The organism is Bacillus sp. CPT56D-587-MTF (assembly GCF_058792335.1).
In genome coordinates this window covers 5,350,221-5,368,500 of record NZ_JBYTEF010000001.1, presented here as the reverse complement: position 1 = coordinate 5,368,500, position 18,280 = coordinate 5,350,221, and the positions used below count along the sequence as shown (strand labels likewise).

The window sequence follows — 18,280 nt, the reverse complement described above, 5'->3', positions numbered from 1 at the left end:
AAAAAGCGCCTTATTTCAGGCGCTTTTTTTATTACTTGCTCTCTTTATTCGTAATAGAAGCTCTTACGAAGTCATGGAACAATGGTTGTGGACGGTTTGGACGAGAAACAAGTTCTGGGTGGAACTGTGCTGCCACGAACCAAGGATGATCTTTTAATTCAATGATTTCAACTAGACGACCGTCTGGGCTTGTACCAGAGAATACAAATCCTTCTTTTTCCATATCCGGACGGAACTGATTGTTGAACTCATAACGATGACGATGACGCTCATATACAACCGGCTCATTATAAGCATTGTAAGCATTTGTTTCTTCAGCAAGCTTACATGGGTATAGACCAAGACGAAGTGTACCACCTAGGTCCTCTACATCTTTTTGTTCTGGTAATAAGTCGATGATTGCATATGGTGTGTCAGGGTTGATTTCAGAAGAGTTAGCACCTTCTAAACCTAATACATTACGTGCGAATTCGATTGATGCAAGTTGCATACCTAAGCAAATTCCTAAGAATGGAACTTTGTTTTCACGAGCATATTGAATCGCAACGATTTTACCTTCTACACCACGATCGCCGAAGCCACCTGGTACAAGGATACCGTCTGTATCGCCAACTAATTCTTTTACGTTTTCTGCTGTTACGTGCTCAGCATTTACCCATTTTACTTCTACATCTGTGTCGAATGAGTAACCAGCATGACGAAGTGCTTCTACAACAGAAATATAAGCATCTTGAAGTTCTACATATTTACCAACAAGAGCGATTTTTGTTTTCTTAGAAAGATTACGCACTTTGTTAACTAGAGCAGTCCACTCTGTCATATCTGCAGCTGGATTGTCTAATTTTAAGTGGTCACAAACGATTTGGTCCATATTTTGTTCTTGAAGAGATAATGGAACCGCATATAAAGTATCTGCATCGCGAGCTTCGATAACCGCTTTTGTATCAATGTCACAGAATAATGCAAGCTTGTCTTTCATATCTTGAGAAACAGGCATTTCTGTACGAACAACGATAATGTTTGGTTGAATACCTAAGCTACGAAGTTCTTTAACACTATGTTGTGTTGGTTTTGTCTTCATTTCACCCGCTGCTTTTAAGTACGGGATTAACGTACAGTGAATGTACATTACATTGTCACGACCGATGTCGCTCTTAATTTGACGGATTGCTTCTAAGAATGGTAGAGACTCGATGTCACCAACAGTTCCACCGATTTCTGTAATAACAACATCGGCATTTGTTTCACGACCAGAACGATATACGCGTTCTTTAATTTCGTTAGTAATGTGAGGAATAACTTGAACTGTTCCTCCTAAATATTCACCGCGACGCTCTTTTTGAAGAACTGAAGAGTAAATTTTACCTGTTGTTACGTTGCTGTATTTGTTTAAGTTAATGTCGATAAAACGCTCATAGTGACCAAGGTCTAAGTCAGTTTCTGCGCCATCATCTGTTACGAATACCTCACCGTGTTGATATGGGCTCATAGTCCCTGGGTCTACGTTAATGTATGGATCAAACTTTTGAATCGTTACGTTTAAACCACGATTTTTTAAAAGTCTTCCAAGAGATGCTGCTGTAATACCTTTTCCTAAAGACGATACTACACCGCCTGTTACAAAAATATACTTAGTCATGAAAAAGCTCCCTTCTATTTTGCTGTTATATAATCACCGTTGCAAAGCGCAACGTATGTAGATAACACTGTATCCATCTTATTGTTAGACTCTTTTTATTTTCTAAACAAAAAACAAAAAAGAAAATTGCTCCCCTCATCACAAAAAGTAATAAGTAGGGAGCAATTTTCTTTTATATTTACACTTTAAAAGTATTATCGTCCTTTTTTAAAGAGCCCAAAAATGATTCTACATGGACGATAATGAAAAGTCAAGAACTACAGTTCTTCCTCTTCTTCTTCTTCAGTTTCGTCATACTCAAGTTCTTCTTCAGCGAAGTCGTCGTCATCTTCGTCTAAATCATCAAGATCGTCGTCATCTCCGTCTTCTTCTTCAAGAACCTTGTCCAAATCTTCTACATCATCATCTTCGTCTTCATTTACATCTGCATCGTCGAAGTCATCTTCATCTTCTTCAATGTAGTCGTCAAAACCGTCTTCTTCAACTTTACGTTTCTTCTTCGGTTTTGGTTGAGGCAAGATTTCTTCATCAATTTGCTCGTATGGGTACCAGCTGCGTAGCCCCCAACGATTTTCTCCTAAATTAATGAAACGTCCATCGATGTTTAAGTCTGTATAAAATTGTGCGATTTTCGCATTAACTTGCTCTTGAGATAGTCCCAGCACTTGAGCGATTTCTTGAACCAACTCGTTGAATGTCGTTGCTTGTTTTTTATCCCCTAAAACGCTATGTACAACTTCAATCATTGAACATTCTTTTAGCTCTTCTGGTGAATATTGCTTAAAATCCACTTATGCGGCACTTCCTTTCATCAAATATAACCTTATATATAACGGCCTGCTTAAAAAAATCCATACTATTCATTATAAACAAAAGTCGCACAAATATGCTACAAAAAAAACGGGAAACTTTTATAGGGTAGTAAAATTATAATTTGTCTGTTCCTTATTTCGGAAGCATATGGGCCCCTTGCAATACATACCTAATTTGCATTTCTGTATATTCTTCGAGCGTATACAGTTTTTGCAGCGCCCAGCGTCTAAATCCCCACATCTGTCCTTGTATAAAAATATTATGGGCAAGAAGCTGTATTTCTTTTTTATTTAATGTAAATGTTCCATTTTCCGTACACTGTTCTAAAATATTCTCGAACATTCCTACCATTTGAAACTCCTTTTCTAATACATACGGAAGTGATTCTTTCGGTAAAAAGCGTACCTCTTGATACATTATCAATACTTCTTCCTGTAATTCATCCATCACTTTAAAGTAATTCGTTATTGCTATCTTTAAACTTTCTACACTCCCTTTTTCTGTACAAACTACTTCCTCTAATCTTTCTTTTACATGTTCATAAATACTATCACAAACTAAATACAAAACATCATCTTTTGTACGAATGTACTCATAAAGTGTCCCTATACTAAATCCAGCCGCTTTTGCAATTTCTCTCGTTGTTGTACGCGGAAATCCTTTTTGTTTAAACAGTTGCACCGCACCTTTAATCATTTGCTCACGTCTTAACGCAACTAATTTTTCATCTTTCACCGATGCATGTACATTATGTTTAACCATTCCCTTCACCTCTCTTATTTTTTGGAAGGAAAAAGCGTAGGAAAATACCTACGCTTTCGTTCCTACTTCGTTAACATACGAGAAATTACAAGCCTCTGAATCTCTTGTGTTCCTTCATATATTTGTGTAATTTTTGCATCTCGCATATAACGCTCTACTGGATAATCTTTCGTATAACCGTAACCACCAAATACTTGCACCGCTTCAGTCGTCACCCTCATCGCTGTATCTCCTGCAAATACTTTTGACATCGCTGACTCTTTTCCATACGGAAGCCCTTCTGATTCAAGCCAAGCCGCTTGATATGTTAAAAGGCGTGCCGCTTCTACATCTGTTGCCATATCCGCAAGTTTAAAGCCAATCCCTTGCTGCGCCGCAATTGGTTTTCCAAATTGATGGCGCTCCCTTGCATATTCTACAGAAGCATCTAAAGCCCCTTGTGCAATACCAACAGCTTGCGCCGCAATACCGTTACGACCTCCATCTAATGTTTGCATCGCAACTTTAAACCCTTGCCCCTCTTCTCCAAGTAGATTCTCTACAGGAATACGGCAATCTTCAAACATAATTTCAGTCGTTGGTGAAGAGCGAATCCCTAGCTTGCTCTCCTTCTTCCCAACTGAAAATCCCGGTGTATCACTTTCTACAATAAATGCACTCGTACCGCGCTGCTTTGATTCAGGATCAGTTAGCGCAAAAACAACGTAAATATCAGCAATACCGCCATTTGTAATGAAAATTTTTGATCCATTTAAAGTATAATGGTCTCCATCTCTCTTTGCGATTGTCTTCATTCCACCAGCATCCGATCCAGATCCTGGCTCCGTTAAGCCGTATGCACCAATTTTCTTTCCTTCAGCCATCGGTCGTAAAAACTTTTGCTTTTGCTCTTCCGTCCCAAATTTAAAAATTGGCCATCCCGCAAGTGAAGTATGCGCGGACAGTGTTACGCCTGTTGAAGCACAAACGCGGGATAATTCTTCAATAGCGATTACGTACGCTAAGTAATCGCTTCCAATTCCACCGTACTCTTCAGGCCACGGAATACCGGTTAAACCAAGCTCTGCCATTTGATCAAATAATTCTCGATCAAATCGCTCTTCCTCATCACGCTCAGCTGCTGTTGGTGCCACTTCATTTTTAGCAAAATCTCGAACCATTTTTCTTATCATTTCATGTTCTTCTGATAGTTTAAAATGCATCTCCGTCTCCCCCTCGCCCTTTTATAAAGCACGGCTAATAACAAGTTTCTGTATTTCACTTGTTCCTTCATATATTTGCGTGATTTTCGCATCACGGAAAAATCGTTCTACTGGATAGTCTTTCGTATAACCGTAACCACCGAACACTTGCACCGCCTCAATCGCGACTTCAACCGCTGTCTTAGAAGCAAATAATTTCGCAATAGATGCTTCTTTACCGCATGGTAATCCCTGTGCCCTAAGAGATGCCGCTCTATATACGAGTAACCTTGCTGCTTCGACACTTGTTGCCATATCTGCAAGCTTGAAGCCAATCCCTTGCTGCGCCGCAATTGGCTTCCCGAATTGCTCTCTTTCTTTTGCATAATCAATTGCACAGCCAAGCGCCGCTTCAGCAATTCCTAACGCCTGCGCACCGATTCCAATTCGCCCAACATCTAAATTCGCCATTGCCACCTTAAATCCTTGTCCTTCTTCCCCAAGTAAATTCTCAGCTGGCACTTTCATATCTTCAAAAGTAAGTTGTACTGTACGAGAACCGAGAAGTCCCATCTTATGTTCATCTTTTCCGATGATTAAACCAGGTGTATCTTTCTCTACTATAAATGCAGAAATACCACTTTTTCCTGCCTCTGGATTTGTAGAAGCGAATACAATGTATGTACTTGCTTCACCACCATTTGTAATAAACACTTTCGATCCATTAATAATATAATGATCACCTTTTTTCACAGCTCTTGATTTCAAACTCCCTGCATCTGATCCTGCATTTGGCTCTGTTAAAGCAAATGCACCTAAATATTCCCCAGTTGCAAGTTTGGAAACATATTTTTTCTTCTGTTCTTCTGTTCCGAAATATAAAATCGGATTCATTCCAACTGACGTATGTACAGCTAAAATTACACCAACTGTTGCACTTACCTTTGAGATTTCCTCAATTGCTAGAATGTAAGATATAAAGTCCATTTCTGCCCCACCGTATTTTGCAGGCGCTGGAATACCCATTAATCCAAGCTCACCCATCTTTTGCAAAATCTCTTTCGGGAACACCCCTTGTTCCATACTAGGAACAAAGGGAGCTATTTCCTTCTGTGCAAAATCCCGAACCATTTTCCTCATCATTTGCTGCTCTTCATTAAAACGAAAGTTCATATATTCCGCCTCCATTTGCTATATATCCTTTAAATAATTTGGTAAGACCACTATGTTGTAACAAAGGGGGCATTTATTCGTAAACGTAGAATCCACGACCTGTTTTACGCCCTAACCATCCTGCATTCACATACTTACGTAATAACGGACATGGGCGATATTTACTATCTCCTAATCCTTCATGCAACACTTCCATAATGTATAAACACGTATCTAAACCGATAAAATCGGCGAGTGTCAAAGGCCCCATCGGATGGTTCATACCAAGCTTCATGACTTCATCAATTGCTTCTTTCGTCGCTACACCTTCATATAACGTATAAATTGCTTCGTTAATCATCGGTAGCAAAATACGATTTGATACAAAACCTGGGAAATCATTCACTTCAACTGGTACTTTCCCAATTTTTTTCGTAATATCTTCAATTGCTTCATATACCGCATCATCGGTAGCCAAACCACGAATAATCTCAACAAGCTTCATAACTGGAACTGGATTCATAAAGTGCATACCGATTACTTTTTCCGGACGCTTCGTTACCGCTGCAATTTCTGTAATTGGCAGAGATGACGTATTCGTTGCTAAAATTGCGTGTTCTGGAGCAATTTCATCTAGATTCGCAAAGATTTTCTTTTTAATATCCATTTTCTCAACAGCTGCTTCAATAATAAGATCCGCTTCTTTCACACAATCTAAATCAAGCGTTACTGTAAGACGATTTAATATGGCTTCCTTCTCTTCTTCCTTCATACGTCCTTTTTCTACTTGCCGTGCTAAGTTTTTCGTAATGATAGCCAATCCTCTATCTAATTGCTCTTGCTTTAAATCTTGTACCTTCACGTCATATCCTGCCATTGCACATACTTGTGCAATTCCTGATCCCATTTGCCCTGCACCAATTACAACAATGTTTTGTACACCCATTTTTTCTTCCCCCTTAATTGTTAATAAATTTTATACCCTCGAACTTTAATTAGTGAACTTCAATCATCACTGCGTCCCCTTGACCGCCACCGCTACAAATCGAAGCAATTCCAATTCCGCCGCCGCGCTGCTTAAGTGCATGGATTAGTGTAACGATAATGCGCGCTCCGCTTGCTCCAATTGGATGTCCCATCGCTACCGCGCCGCCATTTACATTCAATTTTTCCGGATCAATTCCTGCGATTTCTGTACTTGCAATTGCTACCGCTGCAAAGGCTTCATTAATCTCGAATAAATCAATGTCTTCAATTGTCTTTCCTGTTTTTTCAAGCAATGCGTTAATTGCATAACCTGGAGTTCTTGGGAAATCTTTAGATTCCACTGCAATTGCTGTATGCGCCAAAATTGTCGCTAATGGCTTTCTTCCTTCTTGCTTCGCTCTGTCTTCGCTCATTAATACAAGTGCGGCACCACCATCGTTTAGTCCCGGCGCATTACCAGCTGTCACCGTCGCTGTCTTATCAAATACAGGTTTTAACTTTGCTAACTTTTCAATCGTTGTATCTTCACGTGGCGCCTCATCCTTTGCAACGACAATAGGATCGCCTTTTCTTTGCGGAATCGTTACTGGCACGATTTCCTCTTCAAAACGCCCTTCTTTATGCGCTGAAACCGCACGCTGATGGCTACGATATGCCCATTCATCTTGTGCTTCACGAGAAATTCCATCTTCCTTTGCAACTTCTCCACCATAAACGCCCATGTGTGTACCTGAAAATGCGCATGTTAAACCGTCAGCAACGTTTAAATCAATAACTTCGTTGTTGCCCATTCTGTATCCCCATCTTGCTCCACGTAAAATGTAAGGACTGTTACTCATCGACTCCATACCGCCAGCTACAATCAGTGATTGATCGCCAGTACGAATAATCTGATCCGCTAACGTAACCGCACGAAGCCCTGATGCACAAACTTTATTCACTGTTTCCGTCTGCACTTCCCAAGGGATTCCAGCAGCCCTCGCAGCTTGGCGCGATGGAATTTGTCCCTGCCCACCTTGAATAACCGTTCCAAATATAACTTCTTCAACATCACTAGCCGCAACATTTGCTCTTTCAAGTGCTGCTTTAATTGCAATTCCTCCAAGTTCCGTCGCTTTTACATCCTTTAAAGATCCTCCAAATTTTCCAACTGGTGTTCTTGCAGCACTTAAAATAACTGTTTTACTCATGTTTCTTTCCCCCATTTCATTTTTTAACACTGAGCGCTCGCTCGGTATCCCTACGTTGAGAAGAGGTGCAATCATTGCACCTCCTTCTAAAGTTGTATACATTCTTACAAACTACATTGCTTCTTTTTTCTGTCCGATAACAGATCGTTCTAAAATCTCTGTCACATCAAGAGTTTGAACTTTCTCTTCTACCTCTTTCGCTTTCGTTCCATCACTGATCATCGTTAAGCAATATGGACAACCTGTACCGATAATGGATGGCTGTACAGCTAATGCTTGTTCTGTACGAGCAACGTTAATACGAGAACCTGTTGTTTCTTCCATCCACATTAAGCCACCACCTGCGCCACAGCACATTCCAGTTTCACGGTTACGTGCCATTTCTACAAGATTCACTCCAGGAATCGCTTTCAAAATGTCACGTGGCGCTTCGTACACTTCGTTGTATCTTCCTAAATAACAGGAATCATGGTACGTAACTGTTTCTTCAATAGCGTGAACAGGCTTTAAGCGCCCTTCTTTCACCCACTGAGCTAACAATTCTGTATGATGATAGACTTCTGCTTGCAAGCCAAAGTCCGGATACTCATTTTTAAATGTGTTATAAGCATGAGGATCAATCGTAACGATTTTCTTCACTCCTGCCTTTTCAAATTCTTCGATATTCTTTGTCGCCATCTCTTGGAATACAAATTCATTTCCGAGGCGGCGTGGTGTATCTCCAGAATTCTTTTCTTTATTACCGAGAATTGCGAATGAAATGCCTGCTTCGTTCATTAACTTCGCAAACGATATCGCAATCTTCTGACTACGATTGTCGTATGATCCCATTGAACCAACCCAGAATAAATACTCGAATTCCTCCCCAGCTTTTGATTTTTCTTTTACAGTTGGAACTGTTACTTCGTCATCACCTTGGCGCCATGTTTCACGCTCTTTACGGTTCAGACCCCACGGATTCCCTTGACGCTCGATATTTGTCATCGCGCGTTGTGCTTCCGCGTCCATTTTTCCTTCTGTTAAAACGAGATATCGACGTAAATCAATAATTTTGTCAACATGCTCATTCATAACTGGGCATTGATCTTCACAGTTACGACACGTTGTACATGCCCAAATCTCTTCTTCTGTAATAACATCTCCGATTAAACTCGGATCGTAAGCGAGCGTTGTAGACGCTGATTCTTGTTGTCCTTTTCCAGCTGCCATCATCGCTAACTGATTTCCTTGTGTATTATTGAAGGCAACTACTGGAACCCACGGTGCTTTTGATGTTACCGCAGCTCCTTTATCAGTTAAATGATCGCGAAGTTTTAAAATTAAGTCCATCGGCGATAACATTTTTCCTGTTCCTGTTGCCGGACACATATTTGTACAACGGCCACACTCTACACAAGCGTATAAGTCAATAAGTTGATTTTGTCTAAAGTCTTCAATTTTACCAACACCAAATGTTTCTTGCGTTTCATCTTCAAAATCAATCTTTTCAAGCTTCCCTGGGTTTGAAAGACGACCGAAGAATACATTAGCTGGTCCTGCAATTAAATGCGCATGTTTTGATTGTGGAACATACACTAAAAACGTTAACAAAATTAGTAAATGCACCCACCAAGAAAAATAGAACACTGAAATGGCTACGGTTTCATTTATCCCGCTAAAAACGTAAGCGATTGCAGAAGCAATTGGTTCACTCCATGAAAGCTCCTCGCCATGCCAGATAAGTCCCATACCGTTACCAAGTAGCACAGAAATCATTAAGCCACCGATAAAGATAAGAACAAGACCTGATTTGAAGTTACGTTTTAAACGAACAAGCTTTTCTACATAACGTCTATGAAAAGCCCAAAATACTGCAATTAAAATAACAAGTGTGACAATTTCCTGGAAGAATGTAAATGCAGGGTATAGTGGTCCAAGTGGAAGATGTGATCCTGGTGCGAGTCCTTTCCAAACGAAGTCAATTGCTCCAAATTGGACAAGAATAAATCCGTAAAAGAACATAACGTGAATGATGCCGCTTTTCTTATCTTTCAGCAGCTTTTTTTGACCGAAAACATTGACCTTAAGGAGATCCCAACGCTCTTTAAAACGACGGTCAAATTCAATTTTTTTTCCTAATTGTATGTAGGCCATTCTCGTCCGTATAAGATATACAAACAAATATCCTGCATAAGCAATAACAGCAATGGCAGCCAGCCAATTAATGATCAGTAAGCTATTCATTTTTATGCTACCCCTCTCTTTGTAAGCCCTCTTTCTTTTTTGAATCTTCAAAAATATATAATTTTCTGAATTATATCCCCTATCCCCATTATATAATGAGTGAGCATTCAGTCAACAGTTTTTTGTTATAGAACAACACATTTTTTCATAAAGCTGTTTATTTCGGTGAAACTATAAAGTGAAACTTTAATCAGCAGGGGTGGTTCATCCCCCGCTGATTATTAGTTGAACCAATCGGGCTTTTACGGGCAGTTGATTTCCAAACTAGCTTCTGCTTATTCATCAATTTTTGAAATAGGAAGCTTACTGCCCGTTAAAACGGGATAAAGTGAAACTTTAACCAGTACAAGATCTATCCTCTAAAGAAATTTATAATAACAGCCGTGCTACCCGTATCATTTGTAACACACTGAAGGTGAAAAGAATGCGAAGGAGGGAATTCACTAATGCTCTACTTATCTCTTTTGTTAATATCCATTGCTCTTTGGACTACAATTGACCTTTCATACGGGAGACTTCTTCATTTAAAACGAGTAAGCTCTCGCACTTTCCCTTTACGTCAAAGTGATTTTCACCTTTATACATACGGGAAAGATTTGTATGACGCTTTATTTACTGATATAAAACAAGCACAGCATCACATTCATATTTTATTCTTCATTGTAAAAAACGATAAAATCAGTCGTGAATTTTTAAAATTGCTGATTGATAAGGCTCAGGAAGGAATTGAAGTACGACTTTTACTTGATCGATTTGGCAGCCATTCTTTATCAAACGAAGCTATTCGCTCCCTGCAAAAACATGGTGTATCTTTTTCATTTTGTCATAAGGTAAAATTTCCTCTGCCTTTCTTTTCTGCCAATCAACGAAATCATAGGAAAATTACAGTGATTGATGGGAAAACCGGCTATATCGGGGGATTTAATATCGGTGAAGAGTATCTAGGGCATAATGAATATTTAGGATTATGGCGAGACTACCATTTACGTCTTACAGGAGAAGGGGTTCAAGATTTACAAAAGCAATTTTTGCATGACTGGTTTGATGATACGAAACAAAATGTATTAGATGCTTCTCTTTATTTTCCAAAACAAAACCCAGGTACCATCCTGCATCAATTTATTCCGACTGATGGGGCTTATTTACAGCATACTTTTTTACATTTAATTAACGCGGCAAAAAAAGAAATCTGTATCGGTACACCATATTTCATTCCTGGAAAAAAAATTATGAATGCCTTATTAAAAGCAAGAGAAAGAGGGGTTCAAATCACAATTCTTGTTCCAGAAAAAGCTGATCACCCTCTTGTTCGAGAAGCCAAATTTCCGTACTGCCGAAAATTAATACAGGCTGGTTGCAATATTTATGCATTTCAACAAGGTTTTTTTCACGCCAAAATTATTATAGTAGACGATGATATTTGCGATATCGGAACAGCAAACTTTGATATGAGAAGTTTATATATTAACCATGAAATAAACTGCCTGTTATATAATAAACATTTCATTCAAACAGTAAAAAAGAAATTCCATGAAGATCTAGAGAATGCATCTGTACTTTCCTATAGCGATGTAAACCCGCCTTCTCTTATCGATAGAGGAAAGGAATGGATTGGAACAATGTTTGCTTTCTTTTTATAGGAAAGACAATGAATAAAAGAGGTGTATCTCATATGCTTATACGGTTTGGATATGTCTCACATGCAATGGCACTCTGGGACTGTTCTCCTGCCAAAACAATGACGTTTACAAGCTTTAAGAAACTCAGCAAGCAAGAGCGAGAAGACAAACTGTACCATGTTATAAGGCAAAATTTAGAGCACACAATACGTATCCTTCATTACAATATAGCGCATGAAATCCCACTATATCGCCTATCGTCTTCCATCGTCCCACTTGCAACACATCCCGAAGTCGAGTTTGACTATATTGGGGTATTCACACCACTTTGGCGTAAAATAGGGGCTTTAATTAAAGAACACAATTTACGAATAAGTTTTCATCCAAATCAATTTACGCTATTTACAAGCGACAAGCCACATATTACTACTAACGCTATTACGGATATGACTTATCATTATAAAATATTGGATGCTATAGGCATTGCAGATTCTTCTTACATTAATATTCATGTAGGTGGAGCCTATGGAAATAAAGAAAAGGCAATTGAGCGCTTCCATGAAAACATAAAAAAACTTCCTACACATATAAAAAAACAAATGACTCTTGAAAATGATGATAAAACCTATACAACCGCTGAAACTTTATCAATTTGCCAAAAAGAAAATATTCCATTTGTATTTGATTATCATCATCATATGGCCAATCTTTGCGAGGAACCACTAGAAGAGTTGCTTCCTGCAATTTTTGAAACTTGGTCACATACAAATATCTCTCCTAAAGTTCACATTTCCTCCCCGAGATCGGAAAAAGAATTTAGGGCTCATGCTGAATATATCGATTTAGAGTTTATTAAGCCTTTCTTACACATTGCAAAAAAACACAATCATAATTTCGATATTATGATTGAAAGTAAACAAAAAGACTTAGCACTATTCCAATTAATAGATGAACTTTCTGCTATAAGAGGAATTAAAAGAATAGGTGGTGCAATGTTACAGTGGTAAATTGTAACTTTGCACCATTTTTTCAAAAAAGTAATTTTTATAGTAAAAAACATCCTATTTTATATGCTATTATTTAAATTAGCATTCCCTCGAGATTCAACTTTATTGAAACGGAGTCATAATATGATTAATCAAAAAAAATATGTACAATTTGTCATAATATACATATCTATATTTGCTCTTTGGATACTCTTTATTCCAAATGAATCGCATATAAAGGAGATTGGAATTCTTTTCTTATTCTGTTTCGCTGCACTTTTTTCTTGTCACTGTTTATATAAAGCTATTAAGAGAATGAAACGCAGCGATAAACTATTTTGGATTTTATTACTATGTACTTGCCTATGTGGGTTAGTTATGGAGATAACCCTATTTCTTAGTTCACTTTCTATACATGATCAATCTATATTTTCATATAAAGCATTACCTTTTTTTATCATACAATATATTTTGCTCTTTGTTGGATTTGCTATAAAGTTTATAAAAAATTATTCTATTAAGGGGCTTTCTCAATTTTCATTCGATAGCATCTTTATTATTATTATGAACATTTATTTCACCTTAACTTTTATCTTAGACCTTTCAAGCTTCCGCATGTTAACAAAGGATACTTGGATTTTAATTGGGTATTTCATTGCACAATCATTAGTAATTTACGCCGTTATTAGCCTATATAGAAGAGAACAATATTCTTCTAGTAGAATTGCATTAATTATCGGTTTCACTATTATACTCGTATACGGTTATATTCATCTGTTTCAATTGAATTTTGGGATGAAAACTTCTGCTGAAATTAATTATTTAATACACACTGCTTCTATTTTATTAATTGGACTTTCTTCCATACTATATATTTTAGATAAACCAATGCAGCATGAAACGAAAACAAAATATTATCGATTCGATTATGTACGTTTTATACTACCTTATTTTAGTATAATTATTACTTTTTCTTTTATTATCATTCAACCTTGGGATGATAAATTCATGTTAATCGGTCTCGTATTATCACTTATTTTGTTATTCTTGCGGCAACTTTACATGTGGAAAGATAATCAAGCACTAATTCATACATATGAACAGTTGACTACACAACTAGAGGACGAAGTTGAAGAAGGTGCATTTGCATTATCAAAAAGTGAACAACGTTATAAATCTTTATTCGAAGACCATCCCGATGCCGTTTTCTCTTTAAATATGAATGGCATTTTTCAACAATCTAATAAGGCGTGCGAAAGCTTATTTACTGCCTATTATTGCGAAGTGGCAAGCTATTCTCTGGTACACTTCATTGATTCAAAAGACCACGAACTACTAAAGAAGGCTTTACAAATTACAAAGGAAGGTAGGCCACAAACGTTAGAAGTTCGTACAAAAGAACAAGAAGGCTATTATTATTATCTCCATATTACACTTATCCCTACTTTTATAAACAAAGAAGTGGTCGGAATGTTTGGGATAGCACGTGATATTACCACCTTATATGAAAAACAAAAACAAGTAGAACATTTAGCCTTTCACGATGCACTTACTGGATTACCAAATCGTCGAAAGTTCGAAAAAGATTTAAAAGCCATTTTAAATACAGCCCAAACTAACGCAAATGATGTCGCCGTCATATTCCTTGATTTAGATCGATTTAAAAAAATTAACGATAGACTTGGCCATGACGTTGGAGATTTATTATTAATTGAAGTAGCAAAAAGATTACGCGGTTGCTTGCGTTCAAAAGATATCGTCGCTCGCCAAGGTGGAGATGAGTTTACAATTCTATTACCAGAAATGTACTCAGAAAAAAGTGCAATTTTTATAGCTGAACAGATTTTAACTATTTTAAACAAACCATTCTTCATTCAAGGCGAAGAACTTTCTATTACACCAAGTATCGGAATTGCGATGTACCCTGATTATGGAACTGATGTAAATGAGTTAATGAAAAATGCTGATATGGCTATGTATCGTGCGAAAGCAAATGGAAAAAACAGATTTGTTTTCTTCTCAAAAGAAATGAGTATCGCTCAAAATGAAATTCAATTCTTAGAAGGTGAACTTTCAAAAGCATTACAACAAAATGAATTTTTCCTTGAATACCAGCCACAAGTAAGCACAAAAACAAAACAAATTATCGGTTTTGAAGCATTAATACGTTGGAAGCATCCAAAACTCGGTATCGTATCTCCTGCCCAATTTATCCCTCTAGCAGAGGAAACTGGTTTTATTATTGAACTTGGCAATTGGATTTTACGTACTGCTTGTTTAGAGGCAAAAAGATGGCATAATCAAGGTTTCTCTCATTTAAAAGTTGGTGTAAATTTATCTGTTGTTCAATTTAACCATGCAGATTTAATTCCAACTATTTCAAAGGTATTGGAAGAAACAGAACTGAAACCAGAAGCACTAGATATTGAAATTACGGAAAGCATCGCAATTAATCAAAATCAATCTGTAGTTGCAAAACTAGAACAACTTCAAAATCTCGGTATTCAAATTTCAATCGACGACTTTGGAACTGGTTATAGTTCTTTAGCTTATTTAACAAAATATCCAATCAACACATTAAAAATCGCTCGAGAGTTTATTTGTGGAATTACAACTAGCCCTTTAGAAGAAGCAATTGTCTCTTCCATTATTACACTATCAAAACAACTAAATTTAGAAGTGATTGCAGAAGGTGTAGAAACGGAAGAAGAATGGGAATTTTTACATAAACAAAATTGTGATCACATTCAAGGATTCTTTATTAGCAAACCTGTTTCTAGTAAAGACGTTTGGATGTTACTCCATAAAAAAACAACCGCCTAAGTAAGACGGTTGTTTTTTAATATTCAAAAGGTAAATCTTTAGCTAATTGTACCTCTTGATCGTTATGAGAAATTATATGGCTTTTCTCTAATGCCGTATCGCCTAATGAAATACCCCATGCCATCGCTAACGTTAATAAACTACCAATAAGTAATTTCTTCATATTCCATCACCCACATTTTTTATTTTAATATATCATGAAAATTTATCTCTATTATATGCAATTATGCATACCCATTTTTTAGGATATTTATCTACTGATTTTATTTACGAGAGCTTCTTTCTATGTATGCATTTCTAATATATCAAAAAAGAAGCTTGCCTTTTTATATGCATCTTCAACCTCTGCCCCATCGTACTCCAACTTCCCTAGGCATTCACCTCTTTGATAATATAGCTGTCCAATTAATGCCATACTATTAATTCGGCATGATATTTCAATCGCTTTATTTACTTGATAAAGTGACTCTTCATATTGATTATCTAAATATAATGCTTTCGCATGATTATATCTTACCTTCACTTCAAATTCTTCATTATCATGCAATACCTCTAATTGTTTTAATATATCTTCAAATAACTCAATACTCTTCTTAAAATAGCTATTTTCAGCATAAATATTTGCAATCGCATTTTCTATATAAAGATTTTGGTATACGTCTATTCCAGCTAACTGTTGATTTAACAATTTTTTTAATTCTAAAATACAATATTCGTAATCGATTTTCTTTAATATGTAAGCTGCTACATGATATTGCCATTGAAGAAATTGCTGGAATTCAGGATGATATTCTTCCTTTTTCAGCTCATTCCATACTTTATTATAAATTTCGTAACTACTCAGCCACCTTTCGGTGTCTTTTTTAAATTTTACTAGTTTCATATGCCTCCCATTTGTAAATACTGAGTATATCAAACAGGGGAGGTGAATCTTATGGTCGATCGAAAAATTATTTTAGATACATATAAAAAAGGACCTGAAGCTGTTATTTCTTTATTTGAAGAAACATTTTCTAAGTTAGAAAAACGTATACAAGAACTAGAAAATGCTTCAAAAAAAAACTCCAAAAATAGTCATAAGCCACCTTCTACAGATGGTTTGGGTAAGCCCGTTACAAAAAGTTTGCGCAAACCGTCTCATCGTCAAACGGGTGGCCAGTTGGGCCACAAGGGACATACTCTTGGTTTGACAGCGACTCCAGATCATACGATTACACATTCTCCTACATATTGTACTTGTTGTCATACTTCCTTGAACCACGAGCCTGTAAAAGGGTATCGCATTCGCCAAGTGTATGACTTACCACCTATTCAGATCGAAGTGACAGAACATAAAGTAGAACAGAAAGAATGCCCACATTGCCATTCTATCCAAGAAGCCCAATTTCCTTCGACAGTATCTCGTCCTGTTCAATATGGTCCAAATATAAAAAGACTGATTCCCTATTTAACGCATTATCAATGCATTTCTTTGAAGCGAACAAAAGAATTCTTTCAGGATTGTTTTGGACATTCTATAAGCGAAGGAACCCTGGTAAATCATACACAGGCTTTCGCTTCTCAATTGCAGCCATTCATAAAAGAAGTAAAGGAAAAGATTCTGCAGTCTCCTGTTGTCCATTTTGATGAAACTGGTATGCGTGTAGAAAACAAAACACAATGGTTACATACTGCCAGTACACCGGAGGTGACATTGCAACATATTCATCAAAAACGTGGAAAAGAAGCAATGGATGCTGGAGAAATCTTGCCATCTTTTTCTGGAATTGCGATGCATGATGGTTGGAAATCGTATGATGCGTATACAGATTGTCGTCACGTTTTATGTAATGCCCATCTCTTACGAGATTTACAAGGAATTATAGATAGTACTGGAGAACAATGGGCACAACAGATGCAGAAATTTCTAACGCAAGCGTTGACGATGAAAAAGCAATCCGAAGGTACCATGCCAAAAGCGACGCAAAAGAATCTGTTTATTATGTATCAATCCATATTGAAAGAACAACAGATTCTTTCCACGAAACAAAAGAAGAAAGGAAAGCAGACGCCTTCTCAAAATTTATGGAATCGCTTCGTCAAGTATTCTGACAGAATTCTAGGGTTTTTAGAACATCCAGCCATTCCATTTGATAACAATCAAGCAGAACGGGATATTCGGATGACGAAAGTAAAACAGAAAGTGTCTGGGACTTTCCGAAGTAAGAAAGGCGCAGAATCTTTTTGTCAGATACGAAGCTTTATGAGTACCATGAAAAAACAAAAACAATCGGTCTTACAAGCGATAAACCAAGTCATAGAAACTAGAACGGTTCCTTGGAATAACACGACTTCATAAGAGAATTTCTCTATTTGGCATAGATTCTTTCTCTGATTGGAGTATTTTCTTTTCATGTTTTCGAATCGGAAACATGTATTTGGCCTGTTTTTTTATTTGAAGAAGCTGAGTAGTTACTAAATTTCTTTATATCTTTTTTGCTTACAAAGCATAATGATTTGATCTTTAAACTGTTTTTTTCTTTCAATATCGGAATAAATGAGTACCTCATAAAAATGAATAATAGGAACTTGTAATTTTGCTGCGATACCTTGCAATATATCCATACTTGGGTATACCGCACCCGATTCAATTCTACTCACTTCCGATTGATGACATATATTATCGGATAACTGTTTCTGTGTTAATCCTCTCATCACCCTAATTTTCTTAATTTCACTTCCTAATTTTTCTGCGTGCATACTTACTCACCATCCCATTAGAACAATCTAATTTTTTGAGTTGTCATACCACTACAATAATGTGAATTCGACAATTTTTGATATGAAATAATGCATAATATATATAAAATTCGGCAAATTTTTCATACAATTCATCTCACATACAATAATAGATTAGGAGTGTTAT

The 18,280-nt window shown here is 37.0% G+C and carries 13 protein-coding genes and 2 pseudogenes; 4 read left to right on the top strand and 11 right to left on the bottom strand.

Translation table 11 applies throughout. The annotated features are described in order from the left end of the window. Positions 1-31: 31 nt before the first annotated feature. The 8 genes from pyrG to AC3WVZ_RS27775 all read right to left on the bottom strand — a co-directional run bounded on the left by pyrG (position 32) and on the right by AC3WVZ_RS27775 (position 9,947). Positions 32-1,639: a CTP synthase gene (gene pyrG, locus AC3WVZ_RS27810; protein WP_000170460.1), complete on the bottom strand. Its 1,608-nt coding sequence runs from the start codon at positions 1,637-1,639 to the stop codon at positions 32-34. Positions 1,640-1,896: 257 nt separating this feature from the next. Beyond that, entirely contained in the window at positions 1,897-2,430 is a 534-nt protein-coding gene (rpoE, locus tag AC3WVZ_RS27805; protein ID WP_000346278.1) for a DNA-directed RNA polymerase subunit delta, read from the bottom strand. A gap of 154 nt (positions 2,431-2,584) precedes the next feature. Then, positions 2,585-3,214 (bottom strand): TetR/AcrR family transcriptional regulator, encoded by a 630-nt coding sequence (locus AC3WVZ_RS27800; protein WP_000238605.1) that lies wholly within the window; start codon positions 3,212-3,214, stop codon positions 2,585-2,587. Positions 3,215-3,276: 62 nt separating this feature from the next. After that, entirely contained in the window at positions 3,277-4,416 is a 1,140-nt protein-coding gene (acdA, locus tag AC3WVZ_RS27795; RefSeq protein ID WP_233935712.1) for an acyl-CoA dehydrogenase AcdA, read from the bottom strand. Positions 4,417-4,437: 21 nt separating this feature from the next. Continuing rightward, complete coding sequence (locus AC3WVZ_RS27790; RefSeq protein WP_001011179.1) at positions 4,438-5,568, bottom strand: acyl-CoA dehydrogenase; 1,131 nt, start codon at positions 5,566-5,568, stop codon at positions 4,438-4,440. A 73-nt stretch (positions 5,569-5,641) separates the two neighbouring features. Next, complete coding sequence (locus tag AC3WVZ_RS27785; protein WP_048656349.1) at positions 5,642-6,493, bottom strand: 3-hydroxybutyryl-CoA dehydrogenase; 852 nt, start codon at positions 6,491-6,493, stop codon at positions 5,642-5,644. Between the two features lie 49 nt (positions 6,494-6,542). Then, positions 6,543-7,826, bottom strand: a complete 1,284-nt coding sequence (locus AC3WVZ_RS27780; RefSeq protein ID WP_002195957.1) for an acetyl-CoA C-acetyltransferase — start codon at positions 7,824-7,826, stop codon at positions 6,543-6,545. Between the two features lie 9 nt (positions 7,827-7,835). Continuing rightward, the gene (locus AC3WVZ_RS27775) at positions 7,836-9,947 is read right to left on the bottom strand and encodes a (Fe-S)-binding protein (RefSeq protein ID WP_001086776.1); all 2,112 of its coding nucleotides are present in this window, start codon (positions 9,945-9,947) and stop codon (positions 7,836-7,838) included. 446 nt (positions 9,948-10,393) lie between these two features. Here AC3WVZ_RS27775 and cls point away from each other — a divergent pair, with 446 nt between their 5' ends. The 3 genes from cls to AC3WVZ_RS27760 all read left to right on the top strand — a co-directional run bounded on the left by cls (position 10,394) and on the right by AC3WVZ_RS27760 (position 15,375). Then, the gene (cls, locus tag AC3WVZ_RS27770; protein ID WP_233935711.1) at positions 10,394-11,587 is read left to right on the top strand and encodes a cardiolipin synthase; all 1,194 of its coding nucleotides are present in this window, start codon (positions 10,394-10,396) and stop codon (positions 11,585-11,587) included. 32 nt (positions 11,588-11,619) lie between these two features. Next, complete coding sequence (uvsE, locus tag AC3WVZ_RS27765) at positions 11,620-12,573, top strand: UV DNA damage repair endonuclease UvsE (RefSeq protein WP_002184090.1); 954 nt, start codon at positions 11,620-11,622, stop codon at positions 12,571-12,573. A gap of 123 nt (positions 12,574-12,696) precedes the next feature. After that, entirely contained in the window at positions 12,697-15,375 is a 2,679-nt protein-coding gene (locus AC3WVZ_RS27760) for a DUF4084 domain-containing protein (RefSeq protein ID WP_002184091.1), read from the top strand. A 16-nt stretch (positions 15,376-15,391) separates the two neighbouring features. On the opposite strand, the gene AC3WVZ_RS27755 is transcribed toward AC3WVZ_RS27760, so the two are convergent. Beyond that, positions 15,392-15,538, bottom strand: a complete 147-nt coding sequence (locus AC3WVZ_RS27755; RefSeq protein ID WP_000734730.1) for a quorum-sensing peptide PapR — start codon at positions 15,536-15,538, stop codon at positions 15,392-15,394. Positions 15,539-15,658: 120 nt separating this feature from the next. After that, positions 15,659-16,207: pseudogene (gene plcR, locus AC3WVZ_RS27750) on the bottom strand (transcriptional regulator PlcR); the annotation flags it as partial. Between the two features lie 102 nt (positions 16,208-16,309). On the opposite strand from plcR (AC3WVZ_RS27750), the gene tnpC reads away from it, so the two are divergent. Beyond that, positions 16,310-17,713 carry an IS66 family transposase gene (gene tnpC / locus AC3WVZ_RS27745; RefSeq protein WP_233935200.1) on the top strand — a complete coding sequence of 468 codons (1,404 nt, stop codon included), beginning with the start codon at positions 16,310-16,312 and terminating at the stop codon, positions 17,711-17,713. Positions 17,714-17,832: 119 nt separating this feature from the next. On the opposite strand, the pseudogene plcR (AC3WVZ_RS27740) reads toward tnpC, so the two are convergent. Further along, positions 17,833-18,114, bottom strand: a pseudogene (plcR, locus tag AC3WVZ_RS27740) (transcriptional regulator PlcR); the annotation flags it as partial. Positions 18,115-18,280: the final 166 nt, after the last annotated feature.